23 protein-coding genes are annotated in these 25,779 nt (G+C 67.6%); 6 read left to right on the top strand and 17 right to left on the bottom strand.

All coding sequences use genetic code 11. The features are described 5' to 3' along the window. Positions 1–7: 7 nt before the first annotated feature. The 3 genes from J7D54_RS07160 to dnaG form a co-directional block, all read right to left on the bottom strand. Entirely contained in the window at positions 8–1,603 is a 1,596-nt protein-coding gene (locus J7D54_RS07160; RefSeq protein WP_182764722.1) for a cation acetate symporter, read from the bottom strand. After that, a complete protein-coding gene (locus tag J7D54_RS07155; protein ID WP_182766461.1) occupies positions 1,603–1,968 on the bottom strand; it encodes a DUF485 domain-containing protein in 366 nt (121 codons plus the stop codon). The genes J7D54_RS07160 and J7D54_RS07155 overlap by 1 nt, the downstream gene beginning before the upstream one ends. A gap of 98 nt (positions 1,969–2,066) precedes the next feature. Then, positions 2,067–3,905, bottom strand: coding sequence for a DNA primase (gene dnaG / locus J7D54_RS07150; RefSeq protein ID WP_182764724.1), 1,839 nt, complete (start codon positions 3,903–3,905; stop codon positions 2,067–2,069). 56 nt (positions 3,906–3,961) lie between these two features. Between dnaG and J7D54_RS07145 the strand changes: the two genes are divergently transcribed. Further along, positions 3,962–4,726 carry an ABC transporter permease gene (locus tag J7D54_RS07145; protein ID WP_182764725.1) on the top strand — a complete coding sequence of 255 codons (765 nt, stop codon included), beginning with the start codon at positions 3,962–3,964 and terminating at the stop codon, positions 4,724–4,726. A gap of 16 nt (positions 4,727–4,742) precedes the next feature. On the opposite strand, the gene J7D54_RS07140 is transcribed toward J7D54_RS07145, so the two are convergent. The 4 genes from J7D54_RS07140 to J7D54_RS07125 form a co-directional block, all read right to left on the bottom strand. Next, positions 4,743–5,849, bottom strand: a complete 1,107-nt coding sequence (locus J7D54_RS07140) for an HD domain-containing protein (RefSeq protein ID WP_182764726.1) — start codon at positions 5,847–5,849, stop codon at positions 4,743–4,745. 39 nt (positions 5,850–5,888) lie between these two features. Next, the gene (locus J7D54_RS07135; protein WP_370585876.1) at positions 5,889–7,187 is read right to left on the bottom strand and encodes a citrate synthase; all 1,299 of its coding nucleotides are present in this window, start codon (positions 7,185–7,187) and stop codon (positions 5,889–5,891) included. A 76-nt stretch (positions 7,188–7,263) separates the two neighbouring features. Next, positions 7,264–8,415 (bottom strand): tRNA dihydrouridine synthase DusB, encoded by a 1,152-nt coding sequence (gene dusB, locus J7D54_RS07130; RefSeq protein ID WP_245243891.1) that lies wholly within the window; start codon positions 8,413–8,415, stop codon positions 7,264–7,266. Between the two features lie 64 nt (positions 8,416–8,479). Next, a complete protein-coding gene (locus tag J7D54_RS07125; RefSeq protein ID WP_182764729.1) occupies positions 8,480–8,779 on the bottom strand; it encodes an antibiotic biosynthesis monooxygenase family protein in 300 nt (99 codons plus the stop codon). Between the two features lie 52 nt (positions 8,780–8,831). Here J7D54_RS07125 and J7D54_RS07120 point away from each other — a divergent pair, with 52 nt between their 5' ends. From J7D54_RS07120 to J7D54_RS07105, 4 genes are read left to right on the top strand one after another with little or no spacing between them, the layout of a single operon-like run. Continuing rightward, positions 8,832–9,761: a metal ABC transporter substrate-binding protein gene (locus tag J7D54_RS07120; RefSeq protein WP_245243889.1), complete on the top strand. Its 930-nt coding sequence runs from the start codon at positions 8,832–8,834 to the stop codon at positions 9,759–9,761. Beyond that, positions 9,748–10,500: a metal ABC transporter ATP-binding protein gene (locus tag J7D54_RS07115; protein ID WP_182764731.1), complete on the top strand. Its 753-nt coding sequence runs from the start codon at positions 9,748–9,750 to the stop codon at positions 10,498–10,500. The genes J7D54_RS07120 and J7D54_RS07115 overlap by 14 nt, the downstream gene beginning before the upstream one ends. After that, complete coding sequence (locus J7D54_RS07110) at positions 10,497–11,483, top strand: metal ABC transporter permease (RefSeq protein WP_220486410.1); 987 nt, start codon at positions 10,497–10,499, stop codon at positions 11,481–11,483. Before J7D54_RS07115 ends, J7D54_RS07110 begins: the two co-directional genes overlap by 4 nt. After that, positions 11,470–11,874 carry a Fur family transcriptional regulator gene (locus tag J7D54_RS07105; protein ID WP_182764732.1) on the top strand — a complete coding sequence of 135 codons (405 nt, stop codon included), beginning with the start codon at positions 11,470–11,472 and terminating at the stop codon, positions 11,872–11,874. The genes J7D54_RS07110 and J7D54_RS07105 overlap by 14 nt, the downstream gene beginning before the upstream one ends. On the opposite strand, the gene J7D54_RS07100 is transcribed toward J7D54_RS07105, so the two are convergent. Beyond that, complete coding sequence (locus J7D54_RS07100; RefSeq protein ID WP_182764733.1) at positions 11,871–12,692, bottom strand: Cof-type HAD-IIB family hydrolase; 822 nt, start codon at positions 12,690–12,692, stop codon at positions 11,871–11,873. The two genes, J7D54_RS07105 and J7D54_RS07100, sit on opposite strands and share 4 nt — an antisense overlap. Before the next feature lie 10 nt (positions 12,693–12,702). Next, on the bottom strand, positions 12,703–13,425 hold the full coding sequence (gene recO, locus J7D54_RS07095) for a DNA repair protein RecO (RefSeq protein WP_182764734.1): 723 nt from the start codon (positions 13,423–13,425) through the stop codon (positions 12,703–12,705). Positions 13,426–13,455: 30 nt separating this feature from the next. Between recO and J7D54_RS07090 the strand changes: the two genes are divergently transcribed. Next, on the top strand, positions 13,456–14,220 hold the full coding sequence (locus J7D54_RS07090) for an isoprenyl transferase (protein WP_182764735.1): 765 nt from the start codon (positions 13,456–13,458) through the stop codon (positions 14,218–14,220). Positions 14,221–14,223: 3 nt separating this feature from the next. Here the strand turns inward: J7D54_RS07090 and J7D54_RS07085 are convergent, their stop codons facing one another. The 8 genes from J7D54_RS07085 to J7D54_RS07050 all read right to left on the bottom strand — a co-directional run bounded on the left by J7D54_RS07085 (position 14,224) and on the right by J7D54_RS07050 (position 25,598). Next, positions 14,224–15,186 carry an acyl-CoA thioesterase gene (locus J7D54_RS07085; RefSeq protein ID WP_182764736.1) on the bottom strand — a complete coding sequence of 321 codons (963 nt, stop codon included), beginning with the start codon at positions 15,184–15,186 and terminating at the stop codon, positions 14,224–14,226. 40 nt (positions 15,187–15,226) lie between these two features. After that, on the bottom strand, positions 15,227–17,776 hold the full coding sequence (locus tag J7D54_RS07080; RefSeq protein WP_182764737.1) for an RNA helicase: 2,550 nt from the start codon (positions 17,774–17,776) through the stop codon (positions 15,227–15,229). An 80-nt stretch (positions 17,777–17,856) separates the two neighbouring features. Next, positions 17,857–19,596 carry a 2-isopropylmalate synthase gene (gene leuA, locus J7D54_RS07075; protein ID WP_182764738.1) on the bottom strand — a complete coding sequence of 580 codons (1,740 nt, stop codon included), beginning with the start codon at positions 19,594–19,596 and terminating at the stop codon, positions 17,857–17,859. A gap of 186 nt (positions 19,597–19,782) precedes the next feature. Next, a complete protein-coding gene (locus tag J7D54_RS07070; RefSeq protein WP_182764739.1) occupies positions 19,783–21,372 on the bottom strand; it encodes an ABC transporter permease in 1,590 nt (529 codons plus the stop codon). Further along, complete coding sequence (locus tag J7D54_RS07065) at positions 21,369–22,271, bottom strand: ABC transporter ATP-binding protein (RefSeq protein WP_182764740.1); 903 nt, start codon at positions 22,269–22,271, stop codon at positions 21,369–21,371. The genes J7D54_RS07070 and J7D54_RS07065 overlap by 4 nt, the downstream gene beginning before the upstream one ends. Positions 22,272–22,404: 133 nt before the next feature. Continuing rightward, positions 22,405–23,268, bottom strand: a complete 864-nt coding sequence (locus tag J7D54_RS07060; protein ID WP_083665350.1) for a carbohydrate ABC transporter permease — start codon at positions 23,266–23,268, stop codon at positions 22,405–22,407. Positions 23,269–23,271: 3 nt separating this feature from the next. Beyond that, positions 23,272–24,222, bottom strand: coding sequence for a carbohydrate ABC transporter permease (locus J7D54_RS07055; RefSeq protein ID WP_209455086.1), 951 nt, complete (start codon positions 24,220–24,222; stop codon positions 23,272–23,274). 92 nt (positions 24,223–24,314) lie between these two features. After that, on the bottom strand, positions 24,315–25,598 hold the full coding sequence (locus J7D54_RS07050; protein WP_182764741.1) for an extracellular solute-binding protein: 1,284 nt from the start codon (positions 25,596–25,598) through the stop codon (positions 24,315–24,317). Positions 25,599–25,779 lie beyond the last annotated feature (181 nt).

The raw sequence follows: 25,779 nt of genomic DNA, 5'->3' as shown, positions 1-25,779 counted from the left end.
CGTGGCCTCAGTGCGAGATGGCCTCGCCGGCACCGGCGCCGGTCATGGAGCGGACCTCCATCTCGATGGCGAACTCGTCGTCACCGCGTGTGGGCGACGAGATCGTGCCCAGATAGCCCGCCAGGAAGGCCAGCGGCACGCTGACCAGAGCAGGGTTCGTCAGCGGGAACCAGGCGAAGTCGATCGCCTCCCCCAGCATCGCCGTCTTGGAGCCGGAGATGGCCGGGGAGAAGACGATCAGCACGGTCGCGGAGATGAGTCCCGTGTAGATCGACCAGACGGACCCGCGAGTGTTGAACCGCTTCCAGTACAGGGTGTACAGGATCGACGGCAGGTTCGCGGAGGCCGCCACGGCGAACGCCAGCGAGATGAGGAAGGCGATGTTCTGGCCGTTGGCGACGATGCCACCGAGGATGGCGAGGAAGCCCACCACCACGGAGGTGTAGCGCGCGACCTTCACCTCCTGGGCGGGATCAGCCTTGCCGTCCTTGATGATGTTGTTGTACACATCGTGGGCGAACGACGCGGACGCCGTGATGGTGAGCCCCGCGACCACCGCGAGGATGGTGGCGAAGGCCACGCCGGAGATGATGCCCATGAAGACCTCACCACCGAGGTTGAGCGCCAGCAACGGGGCCGCGGAGTTCTGGGCGCCGGGGGCGGCCATGATCGCGTCCTGCCCCACGAGCTTGGCCGCGCCGAGTCCGAGGACGAGGGTGAACAGGAAGAAGATGCCCACCAGGATGATGGCCCAGACCGCCGAGCGGCGGGCCTCCTTCGCCGTCGGCACGGTGTAGAAGCGCATCAGCACGTGCGGCAGGCCCGAGGGGCCGGCGATCAGCGCGATGGACAGCGACAGGAACGACAGCTTGGTCCAGATGGACGTGCCGTACTGCTGCATGGGCGCGAGCAGGTCGTTGTTGGCCGCCGCGTCTGCCGCCATGGCCAGCTTGTCGAAGTTGAACCCGTCGCCCATGAGCACCAGGAAGGTCATGACGGCCGCGCCCGTGACCAGCAGCACCGCCTTGATCATCTGCACCCAGGTGGTGCCCTTCATCCCGCCGATCAGCACGTATCCGACCATGAGCACGCCCACCAGACCGATGACGACGCCCTGCATCGACTTGTCGGTGACCCCCAGCAGCAGCGCCACGAGGCCACCCGCGCCGGCCATCTGCGCCAGCAGGTAGACCAGCGAGATGATCAGGGTGGACGTGGCGGCGGCGGTCCGGATGGGCTTCTGTTCCATGCGGAAGCTGAGCACGTCGGCCATGGTGTACTTGCCCGTGTTGCGCATCGGCTCTGCCACGAGGTACAGCGCCAGGAGCAGCGCGACGAAGAAGCCCACCGAATACAGGAAGCCGTCGTAACCGTAGAGCGCGATGGCTCCGGTCACGCCGAGGAAGGCCGCGGCCGAGAGGTAGTCGCCTGTGATGGCGAGTCCGTTCTGCCGGCCGGAGAACTTGGCGCCGCCGGTGTAGAAGTCGGTCGCCTTGGTCTTCTGGCGGCTGACGACGATGACGACGGTGAGCGTCGCCAGGACGAAAACGGCGAACACGGCGATGTTGATCCAGGGGTTGCCGTACTGGGTCTCGAGCAGCATCACACCGCCCCCTTCTCGATGAGTTCCTGCTTGAGCTCAGCCGAGACCGGGTCCAGCTTCGTGTTGGCGTAGTTGACGTAGATGGCCGTCCAGACCCACACGAGGGCGAACTGGAAGAAGCCGATCACCAACCCGACGTTGACGCCCTCGAGGCCGAGGAACGGCGAGGACATGAAGTCGACGGCGAAGATGGACAGCACCACGAAGGTGAAGTACGAGGCCAACCCGGCGATGGTCATCGGGAAGGCGAAGTTCCGGAAGCGCGAGCGCAGCTGCTGGAACCGCTGAGAGCGGGCCACCTCGAGGAAGACCTCGCGGCTGTTGTTCTGGAGCGGGGGGAATTCGGTTGTTCGGCCTTGGGACATCATTCTCCTGAAGGTCGGCGGGACCACGTTGTCTCGACGTCAAGATAATACGCACATGCGTTGAGCGATTGCAAGAATTTCCCTGCAGCCACTTCCCGTCAGGCTAGTCCTACATGCTGTAGTTGTTTGCGTTTCATCTCCAACTGGGTCAGATGGGCGAACTGCGACCGGTGCCCCGTCGGGTCCTTGACCGGGTCTGTCCGCTGCAACTTGGACTTCACGTCGGCAATCTCGCGAGTCACCCGGGTGAGCTGCAACTGCGCTGTGTGCGCGAGTGAATAACTTTCGTCGGGTTCCCGGAACAGGGGCTCCACGAGCAGCGCGACCACCAGTTGGGCCACCAGTTCGTTGGGGGCCGCGGCGCGGACGCGGTCTGACCAGTTCTCCCCGTACTCCACCCCGGACAACAGCCGGAAGACGGCGCGGTAACCAGGGTGCGTGAAGTCCTCCTCCACCACGGAGTTCCAGGCGGTGTCGAAAGTGACGGGGTGTTGCAGCATCAGCTTCAGCGAATCGCGTTCGAGACGCAGATGCGGGTCGTTCGGGTTGGGCCACCCAGGCTCGGCCGCCCGCTCCTCCGGCGCCGGGGGCGGCGGCGGTTCAACCGGCGCACCTGCGTTCCGGCGGCCGAAGCGGCCCGCTTCGCGGCGCACGTCGTCGACGTCCATGCCCAGCACGCCGGCCAGCTCCCGCAGGTACTGGTTGACCAGCGACTGGTCTCGGATCGCGCTGACGAGTTCGGCGCCTTCCCGTGCCGCCGCTAGCCTGCCGTCGGCCCTGTCGAGGTCGTAGCTCTTCGCGATGTTGTTCATCACGAACTGGTACAGCGGGATGCGTCGCGCCACGAGCTCGCGGACGGCCGCCTCGCCCTGCTGCAGCCGCAGGTCGCAGGGGTCGAGGCCGGTGGGTTCGACGGCGACGTAGGTCTGGGAGATGAAGTTCTGGTCGCCCTTGAAGACCTTGAGCGCAGCCGCCTGGCCCGCCTTGTCGCCGTCGAAGGTGAAGATGACCTCGCCGTGCAGGCCGCCCTGCGTACCCATCAGCCGCTGCAGCAGGCGCGCGTGGTCGTCGCCGAAGGCCGTACCGCACGAGGCGATGGCGGTCTCCACGCCGGCCAGGTGGGCGGCCATCACGTCGGTGTAGCCCTCGACGATCACAGCCTGCTGTTTGCGGCCGATCTCGCGGCGCGCCAGGTCGAGGCCGTACAGGACGTGCGACTTCTTGTAGACCGGCGACTCCGGGGTGTTGATGTACTTGGCCGGCAGCCGGTCGTCGTCGTAGATGCGCCGGGCACCGAAGCCGAGCACGGCCTGGGCGGAATCGCGGATGGGCCAGAGGACGCGACCGGTGAAGAAGTCCCGGCCCCCGTCGCGGATCAGACCCGCGGTCTTCAGCACGTCGTCGGTGAAGCCCTTGGCCTTGAGGGTCTGGTGCAACGCCCAGCCGTGCCGAGGGGCGTAGCCGACGGTGAAGCGCTGGGCGACGGCGCGGTCGAAGTCGCGGCCGTGCAGGAAGCGGCGGGCCTCCACCGCTTCTGCCGACTCCAACTGGTCCGCGAAGAACTCCTGCGCGGCCTCGTTGGCCTCGAGCACCCGCTTGCGGAGACCGGGCGGCTGGCCCGGGACGCCGTCGTCCTCGATGCGGAGGTCGACGCCGAAGCGGTCTGCGAGCATCTGGACGGATTCCTGGAACCCGAGGTTCTGCTGGCGCATCAGGAAGTTGATGACGTCGCCGCCCTCGCCGCAGCCGAAGCAGTAGTAGAAGCCACGTGCCGGTGTGACGGTGAAGCTGGGGGTCTTCTCGTCGTGGAAGGGGCACAGGCCCTTGAAGGAACCGGAGCCGGCGTTGCGAAGCATGACGTAGTCGCGAATCACATCGTCGATCCGAGCCCGTTCCCGGACGGTCGCGATGTCCTCCTCGTTGATCCGGCCAGCCACTCCGCAACTCTAGCCGCAACCCGGCAGCGATAGAGTTCGGGTGGATCGGAGGCTGGATGGAGATCGCAATCGGCTGGCCCTTGGCCATCGGCCTGGTGCTGCTCGTGGCGCTGGGAGCCGGGGTGGCGCTGTGGGGCCGAGTGTCCGTGTGGCGGACCATTCCGTGGGTCGCCATGCGCGCCGCGGTGCAGCTGCTGCTGGTCTCGTTCCTCGTCGGCTTCGCACTCTCGCACTGGGCGCTGGCCTTCGCCTTCGTGTTCATCATGTTCATCGTCGGCGTCCTCACCACGGCGCAACGCACCGACATCAAGGGGCTCCGGGGGTACCTGGCCGTGGCCTTCGCAATGGCTGCGGGCGCGGTGCCCGTCCTGACGATCATCTTCGCCACCGGCACGGCACCCCTGACCGGCCCGTCGATCGTGCCGATCGCGGGGATCATGGTCGGCAACATGATGACCGCGCACACGCTGGCGGGCCGCCGCAACTTCGCCGAGCTGCGCAACCGCTACGACGAGTACGAGGCCTGGCTGGCGCTCGGCGTGGAACGGGGAAGGGCCATCCGCAACGTGGTCTCCCCCACGCTCCATGAGGCGCTCATCCCCTCGCTGGACCAGACCCGCACGGTGGGACTGGTCACCCTGCCCGGCGCCTACATCGGCGTGCTGCTCGGCGGCGGGTCCGCCTGGGACGCGGCCTCGGCCCAGTTGCTGGTGCTCGTGGGCATCAACGCCGGCCAGGTGTGCACGGCGGTGGCGGCACGCTGGCTGTCGACCAAGACGTGGCTCCTGCCGCCCGACCTCGCCGCCAAGCTGCACGCGTGACCGGACGGCGAGCGGGTCAGGCTCCGCGGCCGATGCCCCGGGGCAACCTGGACGGGTCCCAGCCGAGGCGACGCTGCGCCTGCTCGAAGGCGAACCGGTCCGTCATCCCGCCCACGTAGGCGACGGCGCCGCGCACGAGGTCGTCGCCGTGGTACTCCTGAGGCAACGCCCGCGGGTTCTCCAGGTAGAAATTCACGAGGTCGCGCAACGCGGCCACGACCGTGCTGGACTGCGCCACGGATTCGGGGCGCGTGTAGATCCGTTCGTAGTTGAACCGCCGCAGTTCGGCGAGGGCCTCGGCCGTCGTCGCATCCATGCCGACGGTGCCGGTCTCGCCCGTGGTGTCGATCACCGCGTTGATGAACGTGGCCAGTTGCTCGCGGCGGGTGGTGCCCACCACGTCACGGATCACGGGAGGCAGGTCCGCCAGGTCGACGATGCCCGCGTATACGGCGTCCTCGAGATCGTGGGCGCAGTAGGCGATCCGGTCGGCCCAACTGACGATCTCCCCCTCGATGGTGGAGGGCGCAGGGCGGGACCAGGAATGGTTACGGATGCCGTCGAGGGTCTCCAACGTCAGGTTGAGGGGTTCGAGCACCACGTCGGCGCCCCAGGGCCCGTGGTCGTAGCCGGTGGCGATGAACTCGTCGAAGGCGTCCTCTGAGGCGTGTCCCCCCGGCCCGTGCCCACAGTCGTGGCCGAGCGCGATCGCGTCCGTCAACGTCACGTTGACGCCGATCCCGCGGGCCATGGCGATGGCGCACTGAGCCACCTCGATGGCGTGCGTGAGGCGCGTGCGCTGGTGATCCGTCGGGTAGACCACCACCTGCGTCTTTCCCGCCAGCCTGCGGAAGGCGGCTGAATGCACGATGCGGTCGCGGTCGCGCTCGAAACAGGTGCGCATCCGGTCCGGCGCCTCCTCGCGGGCGCGGTGACCGGCGCCGGACGCGAAGGTCGCCTCCGGCACATACAGCGCGCGTTCCAGCTCTTCCCGCTGGGCACGCTCACGCGCCGGCCGGGGGCTGATGCGGGCCGACGACGAGCGGTGCGCGGTGATCACGTCATCGCCGTGGCCGCGCATCGTGTGCGCCCAGAGCTTCGTACGGGGCAGGATCTCGTTCATCGGCCCCCAGCCTAACGGGCCTCGCAGGCCGCCGACCGTTCAGCGCTCGTTGCGCGGCACCCACTGCGACAACTGGCGGCCGACGTAGACCTGCCGAGGGCGGTAGATCCGCTGCTTGGCATCGTCGGTGACTTCCTTCCAATGGGCGATCCACCCCGGCGTGCGCCCGATCGCGAACAGCACGGTGAACATGTCCAGGGGGATGCCGATGGCCCGCAGGATGATTCCCGAGTAGAAGTCGACGTTGGGGTACAGCCTGCGGGAGGCGAAGTACTCGTCGGCCAGCGCCGCCTGTTCCACCTCGCGGGCGATGTCCAACAGCGGGTCGTCGATGTGCATGGCGTCGAGGAGGTTGTCCGCGGCCTCCTTGAGGATCTTGGCCCGGGGGTCGAAGTTCCGGTAGACGCGGTGCCCGAAGCCCATGAGCTTGATGCCGGACTTCTTGTCCTTGGCGCGGTCGACGTACTGCTTGGCCGTCCAGGACCCCTCGTTGATCTGCTCCAGCATGTCGATCACGCCCATGTTGGCGCCGCCGTGCAGCGGGCCCCAGAGCGCGTTCACGCCGGCGGAGACGGCGGCGTACAGGTTCGCGCCGGACGACGCCACCATGCGCACAGTCGAGGTCGAGCAGTTCTGCTCGTGGTCCGCGTGCAGGACGAGGAACATGTTGAGGGCGTGGGCCACTTCGGGGGTGGGCTCATAGTCGCGGTACGGCACGGAGAACATCATGTGGAGGAAGTTCTCCGCGTACGGGAGGTCGTAGCGGGGGTAGGCGATGGGCTGCCCGACGTGGGACTTGTAGGAGGCTGCGGCGATCGTGCGGGTCTTCGCGAGCAGGCTCGCGGCCGCCTCACGGAATCCGTTGCCGGAGGTGAAGCCGTGCTCCGGCATGTCGTGGGCCTGCAGGGCGTTGATCATCGAGGACAGGATGCTCATCGGGTGCGCGTTGACCGGGAAACCGTCGAAGTGCTTGCGCATGTCGCGGTGCAGCGCGGAATTCTCCGTGAGCAGCGAGCGGAAGTTGGCCCGTTCGTCCTCGTCGGGGAGCTCGCCGAAGATCAGTAGTTCGGCGGTCTCGATGAAGCTGGAGCGTTCGGCCAGGTCCTCGATCGGCACACCGCGGTAGCGCAGGATGCCCTTCTCCCCGTCGATGAAGGTGATGGCCGACTGCGCCGAGCCGGTGTTCGCATAACCCGGGTCCAGGGTGATGAGACCGGTGTCCTGCCTGAGGCGCGCGATGTCGATGGCGCGCTCCCCCTCTGATCCGGTGACGATCGGCAGCCGGTGCTCGGCGCCGTCGATGGTGATGGTGGCGTATTCCTGCATGGGCACCTCCATGTCCAGAGCCCCCTGGAGGAGGGCCGGGTGCGTCAAACCTACAGATGACGGCTCTGGGGGCTCGCGGGGGGTTGGACTAACCGCCTGAAACGTCGAGCTCCGCCTCGGACAGATCCAGGTCGCACCCCGAGGTGTCGTCGTACCATCCGTGCGGCAGCACGACTTTGCCCCGCGGCGATCCCTGGCGCCCACGCGGGGTGCCCAGTTCGGCCACCGGGAACTCCGCACCGGCGTCCAGCAACCCGACCAGCTCTTCGAGTTCGGCCATCGAGGCCACCATGGCGAACCGGCGGCGCAGCTCGCCCACCGGATAGCCCTTGAAGTACCACGCCATGTGCTTGCGCAGGTCCACGATGCCCCGGGGACCCATCACCCTCGCGAGCAGTTCGGCGTGGCGCAGGAGCATCTGGCCCACCTCGCCCAGCGAGGGACGCAGGCGTCGGCCCTCGCCGCGGAACGCGGCGGCCAGGTCGCCGAAGAGCCAGGGCCGCCCCAGGCAGCCGCGGCCGATGACCACGCCGTCGCAACCCGTCTCGGCCATCATGCGCAGGGCGTCCTCGGCCTCCCAGATGTCGCCGTTGCCCAGCACGGGGATGTCGACCTCATCGACGAGTTCCTTGATGCGCGCCCAGTCGGCCTCACCCGAGTACGCCTGCTGCACCGTGCGCCCGTGCAGGGCGATGGCGGCCGCGCCCTCTTCCTGCGCGATGCGGCCGGCGTCGAGGAAGGTCTCGTGGTCCTGGTCGATGCCGATGCGCGTCTTGATGGTCACCGGCACGCCGAATTCGTCCGCGGCCCTAACTGTTTCGCGGACGATGGCGCGGAGGCGGTCGCGCTTGTACGGCAGCACGCCTCCGCCGCCCTTCCGGGTCACCTTGGGCACGGGGCAACCGAAGTTGAGGTCGATGTGGTCCACGCTGTGCTCGCGGATCAGGACGCGCGCAGCGCCCGCCATGGCGTCGGCGTCCACCCCGTAGAGCTGAACTGAGCGCGTGGTCTCCCCGGGGTCGAACTGCAGCATGTCGCGGGTCTTCTGGTCGCCGACGACCAGGCCGCGGGAGGTGATCATCTCGCAGACGTACAGGCCCGCACCCTGCTCACGGCACAGTTGACGGTAGGCCGCGTTCGTCACACCGGCCATCGGCGCCAGCACCACCGGCAACTCGACGACGACGGCGTCGGGGTTGCTGGGCGCATGCAGGCGGAGGGGTGCGGCGTTGACGGTCATGTGGTGGGGTCCTCGGGATCGGCGACGGACCAGTCTAACCGCGCCCCGCCGGTCCGCCGAAAAGTCAGAGGCCCCTGGGGACGTTCTCGCCCAGTTCATCGGGCGGCAGGTACGCGCTGGGCTCGTCCAGCGCCCGCGACAGCAGCGGCGTGAGCAGCATCTTGGCGTCGAAACCGTTGAAGGAGCGGCGGTAGGCACCCACCGACTCCCACCGCGAGACCAGTGCCCACAACTCAGGTTCGTCGAGGTTCTGCACCAGGTCCATGCTGAGGCAGCCAGGCCGCTGGGACCACCACTCGACGGCGCCGGCGGCGTCCGCGGCAAAGGACGGGCCGGGTGAGGAGAAGCGACTGATGGCGAGCATGGTGCCACCGTACCGTTTGACTCACCGCCCAGCGCTGTTGATAATGGTTCTCATGAACGTGAAGCTCCGCGCCTCCCTGGCTGTCGCCGCAGCCACCACCCTCGTCCTCACCGCCTGCGGTTCCCCTTCCTCCGGAGGCACCGGGGGTGAGGGCCCCACGGTGATCGCCGCGTTCTACCCGTTGCAGTGGGCGACGGAGCAGGTGCTGGGCGAGGCCGAAGGCACCGTCGAGGTGCTCACCAAGCCGGGCGGCGAGGCCCACGGCCTCGAACTCACGCCGCGCCAGATCGCCTCCCTGACCGAATCCGACGTCGTGGTGTACCTCGAGGGATTCCAGCCCGAGGTCGACACCGCCGTCGCGCAGACAGGGAGCGAACGGGCCCTCAACGTGGCCGACGTGATCGAACTGGCCCCCATCGCCGAAGCCCATGGCCACGATGAGGCCCAGGAGGAGCACACCGACCTCGACCCCCACTTCTGGCTCGATCCCGAGCGGATGGGCACCGTCGTCGAGGCCATCGCCGAGCGCCTCGCCGAAGCATCCCCCGAACAGGCCGACACCTATCGGGCCAACGCAACGTCCACCGTCGAAGAACTGAACGCCCTCGACGAGGAGTACACGACAGGCCTGAGTGAGTGCGTGCGCCGTGAATTCATCACCACCCACGCGGCGTTCAACTACCTGGCCGAACGCTACGACCTCGAGGAGATCGGCATCTCCGGCATCAACCCCGACGGCGAGCCCTCCCCCGCACGGATCGCGGAGGTCCACGAGGAGGCGAAGCGGCACGGCGTGACCACCATCTTCTTCGAGACCCTCACCTCGGATGCCATGGCGAAGTCGATCTCCGGCGACCTCGGGTTGAAGACCGCCGTGCTGGATCCCCTCGAAGGCGTCACTGAAGAATCACCGGGCGACGACTACCCTTCCATCATGCGCGCCAATCTGGAGGCGCTGAGGAGTGCCAATGACTGCAACTGACCCTCTCGACGCACGGGGGCTCTTCGTCTCGATGGGCGGCATGCCCATCCTGAGGGACGTGAACATCCACGTGGACAGCGGCGAGGCTGTCGCGCTCCTCGGCGGCAACGGCTCCGGCAAATCCACCCTGGTCAAGACCCTGCTGGGCCTGGTCCCCTACCAGGAAGGCTCCGTCGAACTCTTCGGCGAGCACCTCCCCGGTTTCCGCGACTGGTGGCGCGTCGGCTACGTGCCGCAGCACTCCGCCATCACAGTGGCCAATGCCACGGTCCGAGAGATCGCGTCCTCCGGCCGCTTGGCGCACCGCAGGCCGTTCCAGTGGTTGACGCGCAAGGACAAGGTGGCGCTCGACGAGGCCCTCGAACTCGTGGGTCTGCAGGAGCGGATGCACTGGCCGTTCGGGTCTCTGTCCGGCGGCCAGAAGCAGCGGGTGCTGATCGCGCGCGCCCTTTCCTCCCACCCCGATCTGCTGGTCATGGACGAACCCCTCGCCGGCGTGGATCTGCACAGCCAGTCCGGCATGGCAGCGCTGCTGGGCCGGCTGCGCGAGGACGGCCTCGCACTCCTGGTGGTCCTGCACGAGCGTGGCTACATGGAGCCCATCCTCAGCCGCTCCGTGACGCTCTGCGACGGCCGCGTCGTGGACGACGAACACCCGTCGGCGGCTGAATGCGCGCCAGACCTGGCGCTTGCCTCCGTGTTCGGCGTCGAGGACCCCATGTCAGGAGTGCTCGCATGATCGACATCCTCTCACTGCCATTCATGCAGCGCGCGCTCGTCGCCGCCATGCTGAGCGGACTCATCGCGCCCGCGATCGGCACCTTCATCGTGCAGCGCAAGATGAGCCTGCTGGGCGACGGGCTCGGCCACGTCGCGATCATGGGCGTGGGCCTCGCGCTCATGACCGGGAGCGCTCCCCTGCCCATCGCCGTGGTCACCTGCGTCATCGGTGCGATCGTCGTCGAACTGCTACGCCAGCACGGCAAGGCGTCGGGTGACCTGGCGCTGGCCATCCTGTTCTACGGCGGCCTCGCCTCCGGTGTGCTGATGGCCGGCATCGCCGGTCAGGGCGCCGCCGGCCTCTCGGGGTTCCTCTTCGGCTCGCTCACGTCCGTCAGCCAGACGGAGATCTACGTCATCATCGCGCTCGCGGTGCTGATCCTCGGCATCACCATCACGCTGGCCCCCCGGCTGTTCGCCGTGTCGGTTGACGAGAACTACGCCCAGGTGCTCGGCATCAGGGTGAAGTGGCTCAACCTGCTCGTCGTGGTCCTCGCCGCCGTCACGGTGACGGTGTCGATGCGCACCGTCGGGCTCCTCCTCATCAGCGCCCTGATGGTCATCCCGGTGGCCACGGCCCAGCAGTCGTTCGTGGGATTCACGGCCTCCTTCTTCGGGGCGATGGGCATCGGAGCGCTGGCAGCGGTGGGTGGCACCATCGGTTCGTTCTACCTGGACACCGCCACCGGCGCCACCATCGTCGTGACCTCGATCGCGCTGCTGGGGGTGTCCTGGCTCGTGGGTGGGAAGCTCAAGAGGTCCAACCGCTTCATCCCCTACGTCGAGGACCACGGCCAGCACCCGCACGAGAGGGCCGAGAACCACGACGACCGCCATGCCCGCCAGCCGGGCGTCCAGGTGATCCAGCATGGCGACCACCTTGACTTCGTCCACGACGGCCACCGCCACGCCCGCCACGGAGACCACTATGACGAGCACTGACACCCCCCGCGCCGGCACCCGCCAGACCTGGCAGCGCGCCGCGGTGCGCGACCTCATGGAGCGTGTCGAGGAGTTCCGGACCGCTCAACAGGTGCACGACCTCCTCCGCGACGACGGCGCCAAGGTGGGTCTGGCCACCGTGTACCGGGCGCTGCAGTCGATGGCGGACTCCGACGAGGTGGACGTGCTGCGCACCCCGGAGGGCGAACTGGCCTACCGAGCCTGTTCCTCCGGGCACCACCACCACCTGGTGTGCCGCTCCTGCGGCCACTCGGTGGAGATCCAGGCAGATGAGGTGGAGGAGTGGGCGGCGCTGATGGCGCGCAAGCACGGCTTCACCGACGCCGGGCATGAACTGGAGATCTTCGGCCTCTGCCGAGACTGTTCCTAGCCCCCGGCGGAGGCGAGGATCTCCTCGATCACGACGGCGACCCCGTCGTCGTCGTTGCTCAGTGTCACGTGGTCTGCCGCGGCGCGGGCCTCGGGCTCGCCGTTGGCCATGGCCACCCCCAACCCGGCCCAGCGCAACATTTCCAGGTCGTTGATGTTGTCGCCGAAGACGACGACGTCGCTGCGGTCGATCCCGCGCGCCGCGCAGTAGCGTTCCAGCGCGCTGGCCTTCGTCACGCCGGCTGGTCCCACCTCCAGGAAGGGCGCGCCGGAGGTGGTCGGGTGGCAGCCGGGGACCCCGAGGGCACGCGCGGCCGCGAGCAGGTCGTCGGGCATGATCGCGTCGTCGCGCACCACCAGCTTGAGTGAAGCCTCGGCGAGCACCTCCTCGCGCGGGCCGTACCAGTGGCGAACCGGCCACCGCGTCTCCCAGGCGCCGTGATCCTGAAGCCCCGTGTAGCCATCTTCGGCCATGTACGAGTCACCGGCCGAACGGACTGATACCAGCTTGATGCCGGGGAACAGCTCCAGCAGCCGGTCGGCGATCTCCCGCTGGGCCGTGAGCTCCATCGTCTGCGCGAAGTGCACCTCGCGTGAGTTGAGGTTCATCGCCACCGCGCCGTTGGAGCCGATTGCGTCACCGTCGAGAGCGGTGCCGTGGACGATGGCAGCGATGGAGTAGGGCTGTCGTCCCGAGATCGCGATCACCTCGATGCCGGCGTCCTTGGCCGCGCGGAAAGCGTCGCGGGTCCGCTCGGAGATCTGGTGCGCCGTCGTGATCAGCGTGCCGTCGACGTCTGTCGCCAAGAGTCGTGCCATGGCCCAGACCCTACCGTTCGAAATACGGCAACGATCTGAGCGCCCGGTCGAGGTGCCACGTGGCGTACGCGACCACCATGCCGTCCACACTCTTGGCGGTGCCCACGTCCGTGGCGGTGGCCGTGGCCCAGTCGCCCGCGAGCAGCGCACCCAGGTGGACGGCCGCCTGCGCCTCCAAGGGGGCTGAGCCGGATGTCCGGCACGCGGTGCACACGGCCCCGCCGCTCTGGGGCGAGAACCAGCGCACCTCGGCGTTGTCGCAGCCGGCGCACCGCACCGTCGAGACGGCGTAACCGGCCACCGCGAGGGACCGGAGCAGATAGGAGTCCACCACCAGGGGATACGGCCGCTGGGGGTCCTCCAGCGCCCTCAGGGCACCGGCCAGCAGCCGGTACTGCTGGACGGCTGGGCTACCCTCTTCGGACACGAGCCGGTCAGCGGTCTCGACAAGGACCTCGGCCGCCGTGAAGCGCGAGTAGTCAGCGGCGAGCCTGCTGACGTGCATCGCCTCGACCTGGGTCACCACCTCCAGCGAGCCGCGGCCCTCCGCGAACTGGATGTCCACCTGGCAGTAGGGCTCCAACCGGCCTCCGAATCGGCTCGACGTCTTCCGGATGCCCTTGGCCACCGCCCGGATCTTGCCGTTGCGGCGCGTGAGGAACGTGATGATGCGGTCGGCCTCACCAAGCTGGTGGGTCCGCAGCACCACTGCTTCGTCACGGTAGGTGGGCACACCACGATGATAGGCCGGTAGTCTCGTGCCGTGCCCGAGCCCCGCCGTCGCCCCACCCCGCATCCCAGCGGGGCCACCCCACCACAGCTGCCGAAGCAGGCCCTCCCCCGCCACGTCGCGATCGTGATGGACGGCAACGGCCGCTGGGCGAAGCAGCGCGGGCTGAAACGCACCGAGGGCCACGCGATGGGCGAGGCGTCGCTGCTGGACGTGATCCACGGCGCCATCGAGATCGGCATCCCGTACCTGTCGGCCTACGCGTTCTCCACAGAGAACTGGAAGCGCTCCCCCGACGAGGTGCGCTACCTGATGGGGTTCAACCGCGACGTCATCCACCGTCGTCGAGACGAGTTGAACGAGTTGGGGGTGCGCATCCGCTGGGCAGGGCGGCGCCCCCGGCTGTGGGGATCAGTCATCAAGGAACTTGAGGTGGCCGAGGAGATGAGCCGGCACAATACGACGCTGACGCTCCAGTTCTGCGTCAACTACGGTGGCCGGGCCGAGATCGTCGACGCCGCCCGCGAGATTGCGCGGCTGGCCCGTGACGGGAAGCTCGACCCCGACAGGCTCACCGAAGACCGGTTCCAGAAGTTCCTGGACGAGCCGGAGATCCCGGACGTCGACCTGTTCCTGCGCTCCTCCGGAGAGCAGCGGATCTCGAACTTCCTGTTGTGGCAGTCGGCCTACGCCGAGTTCATCTTCCTGGATCGCCTCTGGCCGGATTTCAGCCGCCGCGACCTCTGGGCCGCCGTCGAGCAGTACGTCTCACGCGACCGGCGGTTCGGCAGCGCCTGAGCCTCACTCGAAGTCCGGGGGGAACTCTCTCGGGAGCGGGCGGAGCAGCTGTCGGCGCAGCTCGATGACCTTCTTGGCATGCTCGTCCAGCGCGATGTCGCCGAGCAGCTTCGGATCCCAGGACGGGACGGGCCGTTTGCGGCCCTCCGCGTCGACGCCGCAGTAGACGAACGTGCAGTGTGTGGTCTCGCGCAGCTCGCGGGTGCGGGGGTCGCCGGACCGCACGGAGATCGACACGTGCATGCTGGTGTTGCCGGTGTGGATGAGCCTGGCATCTACCTCCACGAGGTCGCCGATGAACATCGGCCGGTAGAACCGGACGCCGCCGGCGTACACCGACGCCACCGGGCCGGCGTGCCAGCGCTCCGCCACGACGCGGGCCGCGGTGTCGATCCAGGCCATCACGTAGCCGCCGTGCACCTTGCCGCCCCAGTTCACGTCCGTGGGTGCGGCCAGGAAGCGCAGCGTCTCGCGGCAGACCTCGGTCTCGTCGCTGTAGATCTGGGCACGCATGTCGGCCTCGATGGCCCGGCGTGCCGCATTGAGTTCGACGGCGCGGGCGTGCTGCTCGAGTTCCCAGTCGTCCTGCGGGAAGAACTTCGGCACGGGCACCGGCTTGTCATCCTCCATGGCCACGAACTGCAGGATGCACTGGGTGTTGAGCACCCGTTCCGCCGAGCGGGGGTCGCCGCTGGTGACGGTGCACACGATCTGCATCGACGTGGTGCCGGTGTAGACCACGCGCGCCTGCACGACGACGAGGTCGCCCACGCGGATGGGCTTCACGAAGTGGGTGTTGCCGACGTAGCCGGTGACGGCGAAGGTGCCCGCCCACCCGACGGCCGCGGCATAGCCAGCCTTGTCGATCCATTCGAGTACCTTGCCGGCGTCCATCGCGCCGCGCACGTTGGCGTCGAACGGCTCCGCCAGGAAGCGCAGCGTCACACCGCGTCGTTGGTCATTCATCGGCACTCCTTGTCCCGACGCTGAGCCTAGCCCTCTTCGCTCAGCCGAACCGCGCGAATTCCGTGGTGCGGACAACCGCGACCCCGACGGCGTCGCTGGCGGCCAGATCCACCTCGGCAGCGATACGCCAGTCGTGGTTGCCGTCGGGGTCATGGATGACCTGGGTCACCTTCCAGACGTCCTTGCCCTTCTCCAGCCGGAAGAGGTCCGGCCCGCGGGCGTCGCCGTCGAGCAGCACGTCGTCGTAGTCGTCCCAGTAGAGGGCGAGGGCCTCGTCCCAGTCGTCGCGGCTCATCAGGACCGGCATGGGGGGCTCCGTCAGTGCGGCGGCGGACTCGTCGAGGCTGCCCAGCCCCTCCCAGTTGTCTGCGGCGACCAACTCGACCCGCCGGAACATCGCCGTGCGGATCATCGCGGTGAACGCGCGCTCGTTGCCCGTCACCGGACGGGGCGGGGGCGGCGGCGCACCCTGGGCGGCCAGGGCGGCCGCGGCGGCCACCTTGTCGGGGTCCGTGAGGGATTCCCATTCGTCGAGCAGGGACGAGTCCGTCTGGCGCACCGTCTCCCCCAGCCACTCGACGAGGTCGTCGAACTGCTCGGTGCGGTACTCGTCAGGCACGGTGTGGCGGAGGATCCGGTAGGCATCCGTGAGGTAGCGCAGTACCGTGCCCTCGCTGCGCTGCAGCTTGTACACGGAGATGAGCTGGGTGAAGTTCATCGCCCGCTCCCACATGTCACGCACCACGGACTTGGGCGAAAGCCCCGTCGGGTCGACCCAGGGGTGGGCGCCGGCGTACAGCTCGAAGGCGGCCTCCAGGAGTTCGGCCAGCGGCTTGGGCCAGGTCACCTCCTCCAGGAGTTCCATGCGCTGGTCGTACTCGATGCCGTCGGCCTTCATCTGCGCGATGGCCTCGCCGCGGGCGACGTGCTGCTGCCCGAGCAGTACGTGGAACGGGTCCTCCAAGACCGCCTCCATCACGGAGACGACATCCAGGTGGTAGGTGGGGGAATCCGGGTCGAGGAGTTCCAGCGAGGCGACGGCGAACGGTGCCAGCGGCTGGTTCAGCGCGAAGTTCTCGCTGACTCCCTCCCCCAGCTCGCACCAACTACCCGTCGCGTCTGGCTCGGCGCGCTTGACGAGCACCCCGGAGTTCAGCAGGCCCTTCGTCAGCACCAGGGCACGACGGCGGAGGGCCTTCTTGCGCTCGCGCCCCTCATGGCTGGACTCGATGAGGTGCACCATCGCCTCGTACCCGTTGCCCGGTCGCTGTGCGATGTTGAGGATGGTCGAATGGGTGACCTGCATGCGGGAGACGAGGTTCTCCGGCTCCGCCACGATGATCTTCTCGTAGACCTCGTCGTTCCAGCCGACGAAACCCTCGGGCGGCTTGCGGCGCACGACCTTGCGCCGCTTCTTCTCGTCGTCGCCCGCCTTGGCGAGCGCGCGCTCGTTCTCGATGACGTGCTCGGGCGCCTGGACGACGACGAACCCAACGGTGTCGAAACCGGCCCGGCCCGCGCGCCCCGCGATCTGGTGGAATTCGCGTGAGCGCAGCCTGCGGACGCGGTTGCCGTCGTATTTGCTCAACCCGGTGAACAGGACGGTGCGGATGGGCACGTTGATGCCCACGCCGAGGGTGTCGGTGCCGCAGATGACCTTGAGCAGGCCGGTCTGGGCCAGTTGCTCCACGAGGCGGCGGTACTTGGGCAGCATGCCGGCGTGGTGCACTCCGATCCCGCGCCTGACCAGCCCGGACAGGATCTTCCCGAAGCCGGGCCCGAACCGGAAGGCGCCGATCTCCTCCTGGATGCGTTCCGCGTCGTGCTTGGTGATGAAGTTGAGGCTGAGCAGGCCCTGGGCCCGTTCCAGCGCATCCGCCTGTGTGAAGTGGACGATGTACACGGGCGCCTTCTGCTCGTGCACCAGGTCTGTGACCTTCTCCTGCATGGGCGTCAGCGACCATTCGAAGATGAGGGGGACGGGGCGCTCTGCATCATCGATGATGCTGGTGCTGCGACCGGACCGCTCGGAGAGTTGCTCCATGAGCCGGTCCACGTCGCCCAGCGTGGCGCTCATCAGCAGGAACTGCGCCTGCGGCAGCTCCAGCAGCGGCACCTGCCAGGCCCATCCGCGGTCCGGCTCCGAGTAGAAGTGGAACTCGTCTGCGATGACCAGGCCGACGTCGGCGTTCCTGCCCTCACGCAGCGCGATGTTGGCCAACACCTCGGCCGTGCAGCAGATGATGGGGGCGTCGGCGTTGACGGACGCGTCGCCGGTGACCATGCCCACGTTGTCTGCTCCGAACACCTGGCACAGGGCGAAGAACTTCTCGCTCACCAGCGCCTTGATGGGCGCGGTGTAGAAGCTCACCCTGTCGGTGTTCAGCGCAGCGAAGTGCGCCGCGATCGCCACCAGTGATTTCCCCGAACCGGTGGGGGTGGCGAGGATGAGGTTGTTGCCGGAGAACAACTCGATCGCCGATTCCTCCTGATGCGGATACAGCGAGATGGACTGGCTCTCGGCCCAGGCCGTGAAGTGCTCGTAGAGGGAGTCGGCGTCACCGGCTACAGGGTCGGTGAGTTTCGGCATGCGTGCCAACCTACCCGATGCCCACCCTGTCCAGCTGCGCGAGACCCGCGAACCTCTAGGGTTCGCGGGCCTCACAAGCGTCAGCGGGCGGAGCGGTTGAGGGCGCTCAGGATCGCCTTCATCGAGGCGCTCGTGATCGAGGGGTCGATCCCGACACCCCACAGCACCTCGGCGTCGTCACCCTCGCCGATCTCGCACTCGACGTACGCGGCGGCCTGGGCGTCGCCGCCCGAATCCAGGGCGTGCTCGGTGTAGTCCAGCACCCGCACGTGGGCGCCGGCCTCGACCAGACCGTCGACGAACGCCGACACCGGGCCGTTGCCCTCGCCGGTGATCTCGACGGCGGTCCGGCTGGGGCCGTCCACCGTTGCGTGCACGACGAAGCTGCCGTTGCTCGACGTGGTGCCGGCGCTGGTCAGCCGCCACGGGCCCTCTCCGAGGTACTCCGACATGAAGATGTCGAAGATCTCCTGCGGGGTGACCTCGCTGCCGGTGGCCTCGGTGTGCTGCTGAACGGCGCGGCTGAACTCGATCTGCAGGCGACGAGGGAGGTCCATCTTGAACTCGGACTTCATCAGGTAGGCCATGCCGCCCTTGCCTGACTGCGAGTTCACGCGGATGACCGCCTCGTAGGTGCGGCCCACATCATGCGGGTCGATCGGCAGGTACGGCGCCTCCCAGGGCATCTCCGTGACCTCTTTGCCGGCTTCGTCGGCCAGGTTCTCGAGGTGCTCCAGGCCCTTCTTGATGGCGTCCTGGTGGGAGCCGGAGAACGCGGTGTAGACCAAGTCACCCGCGTAGGGGTGCCGCGGGTGCACCGGCAGGCCGGTGCAGTACTCGACGGTGCGCCGAACATGGTCGATGTCGTGCAGGTCCAGTTCCGGGTCCACGCCCTGCGTGTACAGGTTCAGGGCCAGCGTGACCAGGTCGACGTTGCCCGTGCGCTCGCCGTGGCCGAACAGGCAGCCCTCGACGCGGTCGGCGCCCGCCATCTGGCCGAGCTCCGCGGCGGCGACGGCCGTGCCGCGGTCGTTGTGCGGGTGCAGCGAGACGGCCACGTGCTCACGGTTCTTCACGTTGCGGATGAAGTACTCGATCTGGTCCGCGTACGTGTTGGGCGTGGACCGCTCGACGGTGGCCGGCAGGTTGAAGATGATCTCGCGACCCTCTCCGGGCTGCCAGACGTCCGCCACGTTGTTGCAGACCTCGACGGCGAAGTCCGTGGGCGTCTGGGTGAAGATCTCCGGCGAGTACTGGTAGCCGAACTGCACGTCGCGCAGGTACTTGTCGGCGTACTTCATCACCATCCCGGTGCCGCGCCGCGCCATCTCCACGCATTCCTCTTCGGACATGCGGAAGACCACGTTGCGGAACAGCTCCGCGGTGGCGTTGTACATGTGGATGGTGGCGCGGTTGGCGCCGACCAGCGATTCCGCGGTGCGGCTGATGAGGTCCTCGCGGGCCTGGGTCAGCACGGAGATGGTCACGTCCTCGGGCACGCGGTCCTCTTCGATGAGTTGCCGCACGAAGTCAAAATCCGTCTGGGAGGCCGACGGGAAACCGATCTCGATCTCCTTGTAGCCGATCTCGACCAGCAGTTCGAACATGCGCATCTTGCGCGAGGGGGTCATCGGGTCGATGAGGGCCTGGTTGCCGTCACGCAGGTCCGTGGACAGCCAGCGGGGCGCCTTGTCGATCCTCTTGGACGGCCAGGTGCGGTCCGGTACGTCGACCGGCACGAAGGGGGTGTAGCGGTGCACCGGCATGCCCGTGGGCTGCTGAACAGGCTTGGGCTGCTTGCGGTGGTTGATCTCAATCATTGAAACTCTCCTGGGCTGGGGTTCAGGTGCCAGACACGACGAAGCACCGCAGCGAGGAGATCCGGCTCAGAAATTCTGGGCCTCGCTGCGGCAGCCAAGGAGGAGGGTCTGCCATGCCACGAGCGTCACAATAGCACTCCCCTGCCACAGATCAGAGAGCTTCCATTCCGCGAGTGGGACCGTGCGTCACTGCACGTCGCGACGCCGGAACCCGGCGAAGCCGATTGCCAGCAACACCATCAGCACAGCGCCCAGACCCACCAGCGAGCCCCAGCCCGGATCGTCTGCCACCACGTTGGGCACGTGGTAGAGCGGGCTCACCGCCATGGCCCAGTCCGGGAAGTCGAAGGTGGGTCCCAGCAGCGTGATCCCGAACGTCGCCACAATGACTCCCCAGCCGGCCATCCTGGCGGCGGGACGGGCACCCACTGCGGCGACGGAGACAGCGACCATGAGCCACACCGCCGGCACGCTGACCAGAGCCTGCAGGAGCACGTCTGTGATCGCGATGCCGCCGTCCCCGGCCGACGCCACCAGCCCGAGGCCCGTCCCTGCCACCATGGTCGCGAGAGCGCTGACGCCCAGCGCGACTGCGACCGGCCCCGTCAGGAAACGCCAGCGGGACACCGCCCCCGCCAGCAACGGTTCGACGCGATCCTCCATCTCCTCCACATGGACCCGCATGATCACCTGGGCACCCACGATGGCGGCGAGGATGCCGATGAGGTTGAGGATCGTCACCACGAAGGCGAAGCTGAGCTGCTCCACGTCGAGGGCCCCCGCCGCGATGAACTTCGCCATGGCCGGGTTCTCACCGATCACCTCGTCCACGGAGGACACGAGGCTCCCCCACACCGAACCCAGGAAGCCGAGCGCCAGGAGCCAGACGATCAGTGGCGTCCGGTGGAGGCGCAGTGTCAGGGTGTCGACGGTGAGCCTCGGGGCGGAGGCCCTTCCCGGCCGCTGCGCCACGATGCCGAGTCCCAGGTCCCGGCGGTCCTGCAGGACCATCGCCACCGCCAGCAGCACCGCCGTCAACGCGAGGGCCGCCAGGAGCGGTAACGGGTCGTTGTCGGTGGACGGGCGGGTCAGCGCGAGCCAGCCGAACGGCGTCAACCACTCGGTCCAGTCGCCCGCCCCGCTCATGCCGAGGTAGCCCCGCAGCACGTAGGCGCCGCCCAGCACGGCAATGGCGATGGTGCTGGCGGTGCGGGCGTCGCCGCCCAGTTGCGCCGCGACCGCCCCCACCCCGGCGAACATCAGCGCCGAGGCCGAGAACGTCGCCGACAGCAGGAGCGTGGGCACCACGCCACCGCCTGAGGCCCAGGTGAGGAGGAAGCAGACCACGAAGAGCAGCGCCGACGCCACGCCGGCGATGCCCACCGCCACCGCGAGTCTCGCCCGGCGCGTGATGACACCCGATGCGATCAGCTCTGCCCGTCCGGAGTCCTCGTCTGCGCGGCTGTTGCGCACCACGATCAGGATCGCCATCAGGCCGGCGAAGAACGCCCCCAGTCCTCCCGCGCGCCACGCGTTGAAGCCATCGTTGGTCAAGAGGTCCCGAGCCTGTCCGAAGATGAGTTCCAGCGCGGGATTGGCCCCCACCGCGGTGGCCAGCGCCAGGCGGTCCGGCTCGTCCGGGAAGACCCAGCGGTAACCCAGGATCGAGGTGGCCGAGAGCACCGAGATCAGCATCACCCAGGGTGCGAAGTTGTGGGCGTCCTGTCTCAGCGACACCTTCAGCAGCGGACGCGCCCCGGTCAGGGCCCCGTTCATGCCAGGGACTCCCCGTAGTGGCTGAGGAAGAGGTCCTCCAACGAGGCCGGCGACACCTTGAGGGCCGTGATCCCCAGACCCAGGAGCGTGGCCATCGCCTCGTTGAGGTCGCCCGGCTCGACGGTGGCCGACATCCGGCCGTGGTCGTCCAGGCGCAGTTCATGCAGGATCGGCAGCGCTGCGAGGTCGGCGTGCCTGCTGGCCAGGGTGGCGGTGATCGTCACCCGGTTCAGGCCCTGCAACTGGTCCAGCGTGCCGGTCTGCACCACGCGGCCCTGCCGGATGATGCTCACCCGGTCTGCCAGCGCCTCGACCTCGCTGAGGATGTGGCTGGACAGCAACACGGTGCGGCCCTGGTCCTTGAGTGTCTGGATCTCGTCCTGGAAGACCGCCTCCATCAGTGGGTCCAGGCCGGAGGTCGGCTCGTCGAGGATGAGGAGTTCGACGTCGGCCGCGAGCGCCGCGACGATGGCCACCTTCTGGCGGTTGCCCTTCGAGTACTGGCGGCCCCGCTTCGTGGGGTCGAGCTCGAACCGCTCCAGCAGCGTCTGCCTCCGCGTCGGGTCGATGCCGCCACGCAGGTTGCCCAGCAGGTCGATCGCTTCCCCTCCGGTCAGCCCGGGCCAGAGCGAGACGTCACCGGGGACGTAGGCGAGTCGCCGGTGGAGCGCGATCACGTCGCGCCAGGGGTCTCCCCCGAGCATTTCGACACGCCCCCCGTCGGAGGTGAGCAGGCCCAGCAGCACGCGGATGGTGGTGGACTTGCCCGAACCGTTCGGCCCGAGGAAACCGTGGACCTCACCGCGACGGACCTCGAGATCGAGGCCGTCCAGCGCCGTGAAGGCACCGAAGCGTTTGATGAGGCCTTCAATGCGGATGGCAGCATCCCCGTGACTCATGCGGTGTCCTCCCAAGTGGCCGTCGCCGGCTCAATGTCGAGCTTAGGGTCAGGCGATCCGGCCCGTGCCGCCCATGAGAAACCGCCCCCGTCGGACGATCGATCCGGCGGGGGCGGTGCCCTTGTGTCGATGGCTACTTCACGGAACCGGCGGTGAGGCCGCCGATGAGCCTCTTCTCGATGAAGGAGAACAGAATGATCACGGGGACGATGGCGACCAGGGCCACGGTGAAGAGGTACTGCCAGTCCTGGACGTAGAGGCCCAGGAAACGGGGCATGGACACGGTCAACGGCTGGAGGTCGTTCTGGCGGACCAGGATGAGGGCCGCGGCGAACTCGTTCCACGAGTTGACGAAGACGAACACGATGGCCGTCACGATGCCTGGCCAGACCAGCGGCAGCGAGATGCGGAACATGGTCTGGAGCCTGCCGAGCCCGTCGATGAGCGCGGCCTCGTCGACCTCCTTGGGCACCGAGGCGAAGAAGGCCTGCATGATCCAGATGGCGAACGACAGGTTGAACGCGCCGTTGATCAGGATCAGCGCCCCCCAGACCGCGTAGCCGGACCAGCCCTTGAACTCCTGGAAGAGGCCGACGGCCAGCACTGTGGGCTGCAGCATCTGCGTGCACAACACGAGGAGGAGGAACACCATGCGACCCGGGAACCGGAAACGTGCGATGTAGTAGGCGGCCGGGGTGGCCACCAGGAGCACCAGGAGGGTGGCGCCGAGGGCGATCACCGTGGTGGACAGCAGCGACGAGGCGGGGTTGACCGACGAGGACCACACGTCGATGTAGTTCTGCCACCGCGGCTCCTCCGGGAAATACACCGGCGGGATGTCGGTGACCTCGAGTCGCGTCTTCAGCGACGTGATGAACATCAGCGCATAGGGGAACCCGAAGAAGAGCACCACGAGGATGGAGCCGATGACGATTCCGACGAGGTTGGGCTTCTTGTTGATGCCGCCGCGGATGTGTTCAGACTTGACCTTCGCCATGGCTCAGGCCACCTCCTTCGTGGGCTGCACGATGATCAGGTAGACCGCGATGATGACGAGGCAGAACAGGAAGTTCAGAACCGAGAGGGCCGAGGAGACGCCGGGGCCGAGGGCGGACTGGTACTCGTACATGAGCGTGGTGGTGATGTGGCCGTTGTGGTAGCCGGGGGTCTCCTGCAGGATCCGGAGGATCGGCAACGAGTTGAAGACGTTGATGATGTTGATGAGGGCGGCCACCGCGATGGCGGGACGCAACAGCGGCAGGACGATGTGCCAGTAGCGCTGGGCCGAATGGGCACCGTCGACGTGCGCGGCCTCGAGGACATCCGTGGGGACCGCCTGCAGGCCCGCGAGGATGGTGTACGTCGTGAACGGCAGCGAGACGTAGATGGCCACGAAGACAGCCACCCAGAACGCAGAGGCGGGATCCTTCGTGAAGGCCCGTGCAGTCTCCAGGATGCCGGTGTCGACCAGGAGGCGGTTGAACAGGCCGACGTTCTGCTGCAGCCCGTAGCGGAAGACGGTGGCCGTCATGACGACCGAGCAGGCCCACGGGAGGATGATGAAAAGGCGCAGCAGCTTGCGGCCGCGGAAGGGCTTGTTCAGGAACTGCGCGAGGACGAGGCTCAACAGCACGGTGACGACCACCACGACCAGGACCCACACGACTGTGTTGGCCATGATCCGGCCGATCGGCACACCCGGGAACGTCAGGGCTCCGGCCTTACCGATGTAGTTGTCGAGGCCGACCGGGTCTGGGCTGCGCTGGATGCCCTTGTTGTTGTACTTGAAGAACGAGGTGTAGATCATCAGCGCGGCCGGGTACAGCACGACCCCGACGATCAGGATCAGGGTGGGCAGCAGCCAGGGAAGCGCACGCAGCGTCTCCCAGCCTCCGGAGATTTTCCGTTTCTTTACCTGCTCCACCATGTGGGGGGTGGCTGTCAACGACACCGCTGTCGTCCCTTCTCGTGATTGTGGGTGGTGTTCGCGTGAGGCGGGGTGGCACGGGGAAACCCGTGCCACCCCGCCTTCACACGGACAGATCAGCTCTGGGCTGCGACCTGAGCTTCGATCTGCTCGAGCAGAGCGGCGGGCTCTTCGGTGCCGATCTTGTAGGCGTTGGCCTGCAGGGCGGTCTGGAGCGCATCCCACTGGGGGTTCGAGACGGGCTGGAACTTCACCACGGACAGGGCGTCGAGGAAGGCAGCTTCGTTGCCCTCGGCCTCGGCCTTGCCCTTTTCGATGGTGGAAGTGGTCACCGGGAGGAGGCCGGTGCCCTTGTACCAGGGCTCGTAGACCTCATCGGAGTAGAACACGTCGAGGTACGCGGCAGTGGCCTGCTTGCGCGCGGCATCGTCGTTGTTGAACGCGACGATGAAGTCCGTCACGCCGATGGCCACGCCTTCGCCGTCCTTCGAGGGGATCGGGGCCAGAGCCACGTTGATGCCCTTGGCGGTGGCGTCACCGACGACCTGGCCGTGGCCGATGGCCATGGCGAGCTTGCCCGCGGCGAGGAGGTCAGTGGTGTCCTGACGATCGTCTTCGAGGTTGGGCTGCGTGTAGCCGGCGTCGTACATCTTCTTCATCTGGGTGAAGCCTTCGACGGCCACGTCGGAGTCGGCCTTCAGGTTCTCACCGTCGGTCCAGTTGCCACCGGCGCCCCACACCCAGAGGGAAGACTCGACCTGGGCCTCTTCGGCGCCCAAGGGCATGCCGTAGGCGTAGATGTCGTCACCGAGCGCGGTGATCTTCTCGGCGGCAGCCTCGAGGTCTTCCCACGTCTTCGGAGCCTCGGCCACGCCGGCCTGCTCGAAGAGGTCGGTGTTGTAGACGAGCATGCGGGCCGACGCGATGTCGGGAGCCGCCCACTGCGTGCCGTCGGGGCCTTCGCCGTTGGCCAGGAGGCCGGCGTCGATGTTGCTGATGGTCTCCTCGCTCAGGAGCTCATCGATGGGGTAGAGCAGGTCGGCCTCAGCCGACGACGAGAACGCGTTGTCGTTCAGGATGTCCGGGTAGTCGTTGGCCTGGATGCGCGACTGGACGGTCTGCGAGAAGTTCTCCCAGCCATCGATCTGCAGTTCAACCGTGACCTTCGGGTACTCCTCATTGAACTTCTTGGTGATGGCATCCCAATCCGCCTTCGAGCTGTCCGAGTAGGACGGCGCGAGGATCTTGATGGTCGTCTCGAGATCCGCGGGTGCAACTTCACTGCCGGCGTCATCGGCGGGGGCGTCATTGCCGTTGTCGTTGCCGTTGCCACCGCAGGCAGATAGAGCGAAGACGCCGACGATGGCGGCCACGCCCAGCTTGTAAACACGCTTCTTCACGTGTGTGTCCTTTCCTTAAGGTCAAGGTCAACCGGTGCGGTTGTTTGTGTTGATACTAGGAACATGAACCCCGGCCGGCCAGCCAAGAACACCACGCCGTAACCAAATAGTTACCGTTAACAGGGTAATGAACAGGCCGCCTGCGCACTTGCGATCGCTTGACCGCTTTAGCGTGGCTCTT

Source organism: Tessaracoccus sp. MC1865 (assembly GCF_017815535.1).
GTDB lineage: Bacteria > Actinomycetota > Actinomycetes > Propionibacteriales > Propionibacteriaceae > Arachnia.
Note: the sequence above shows the minus strand (reverse complement) of the source record. Positions and strands in the feature narration are given on the sequence as shown.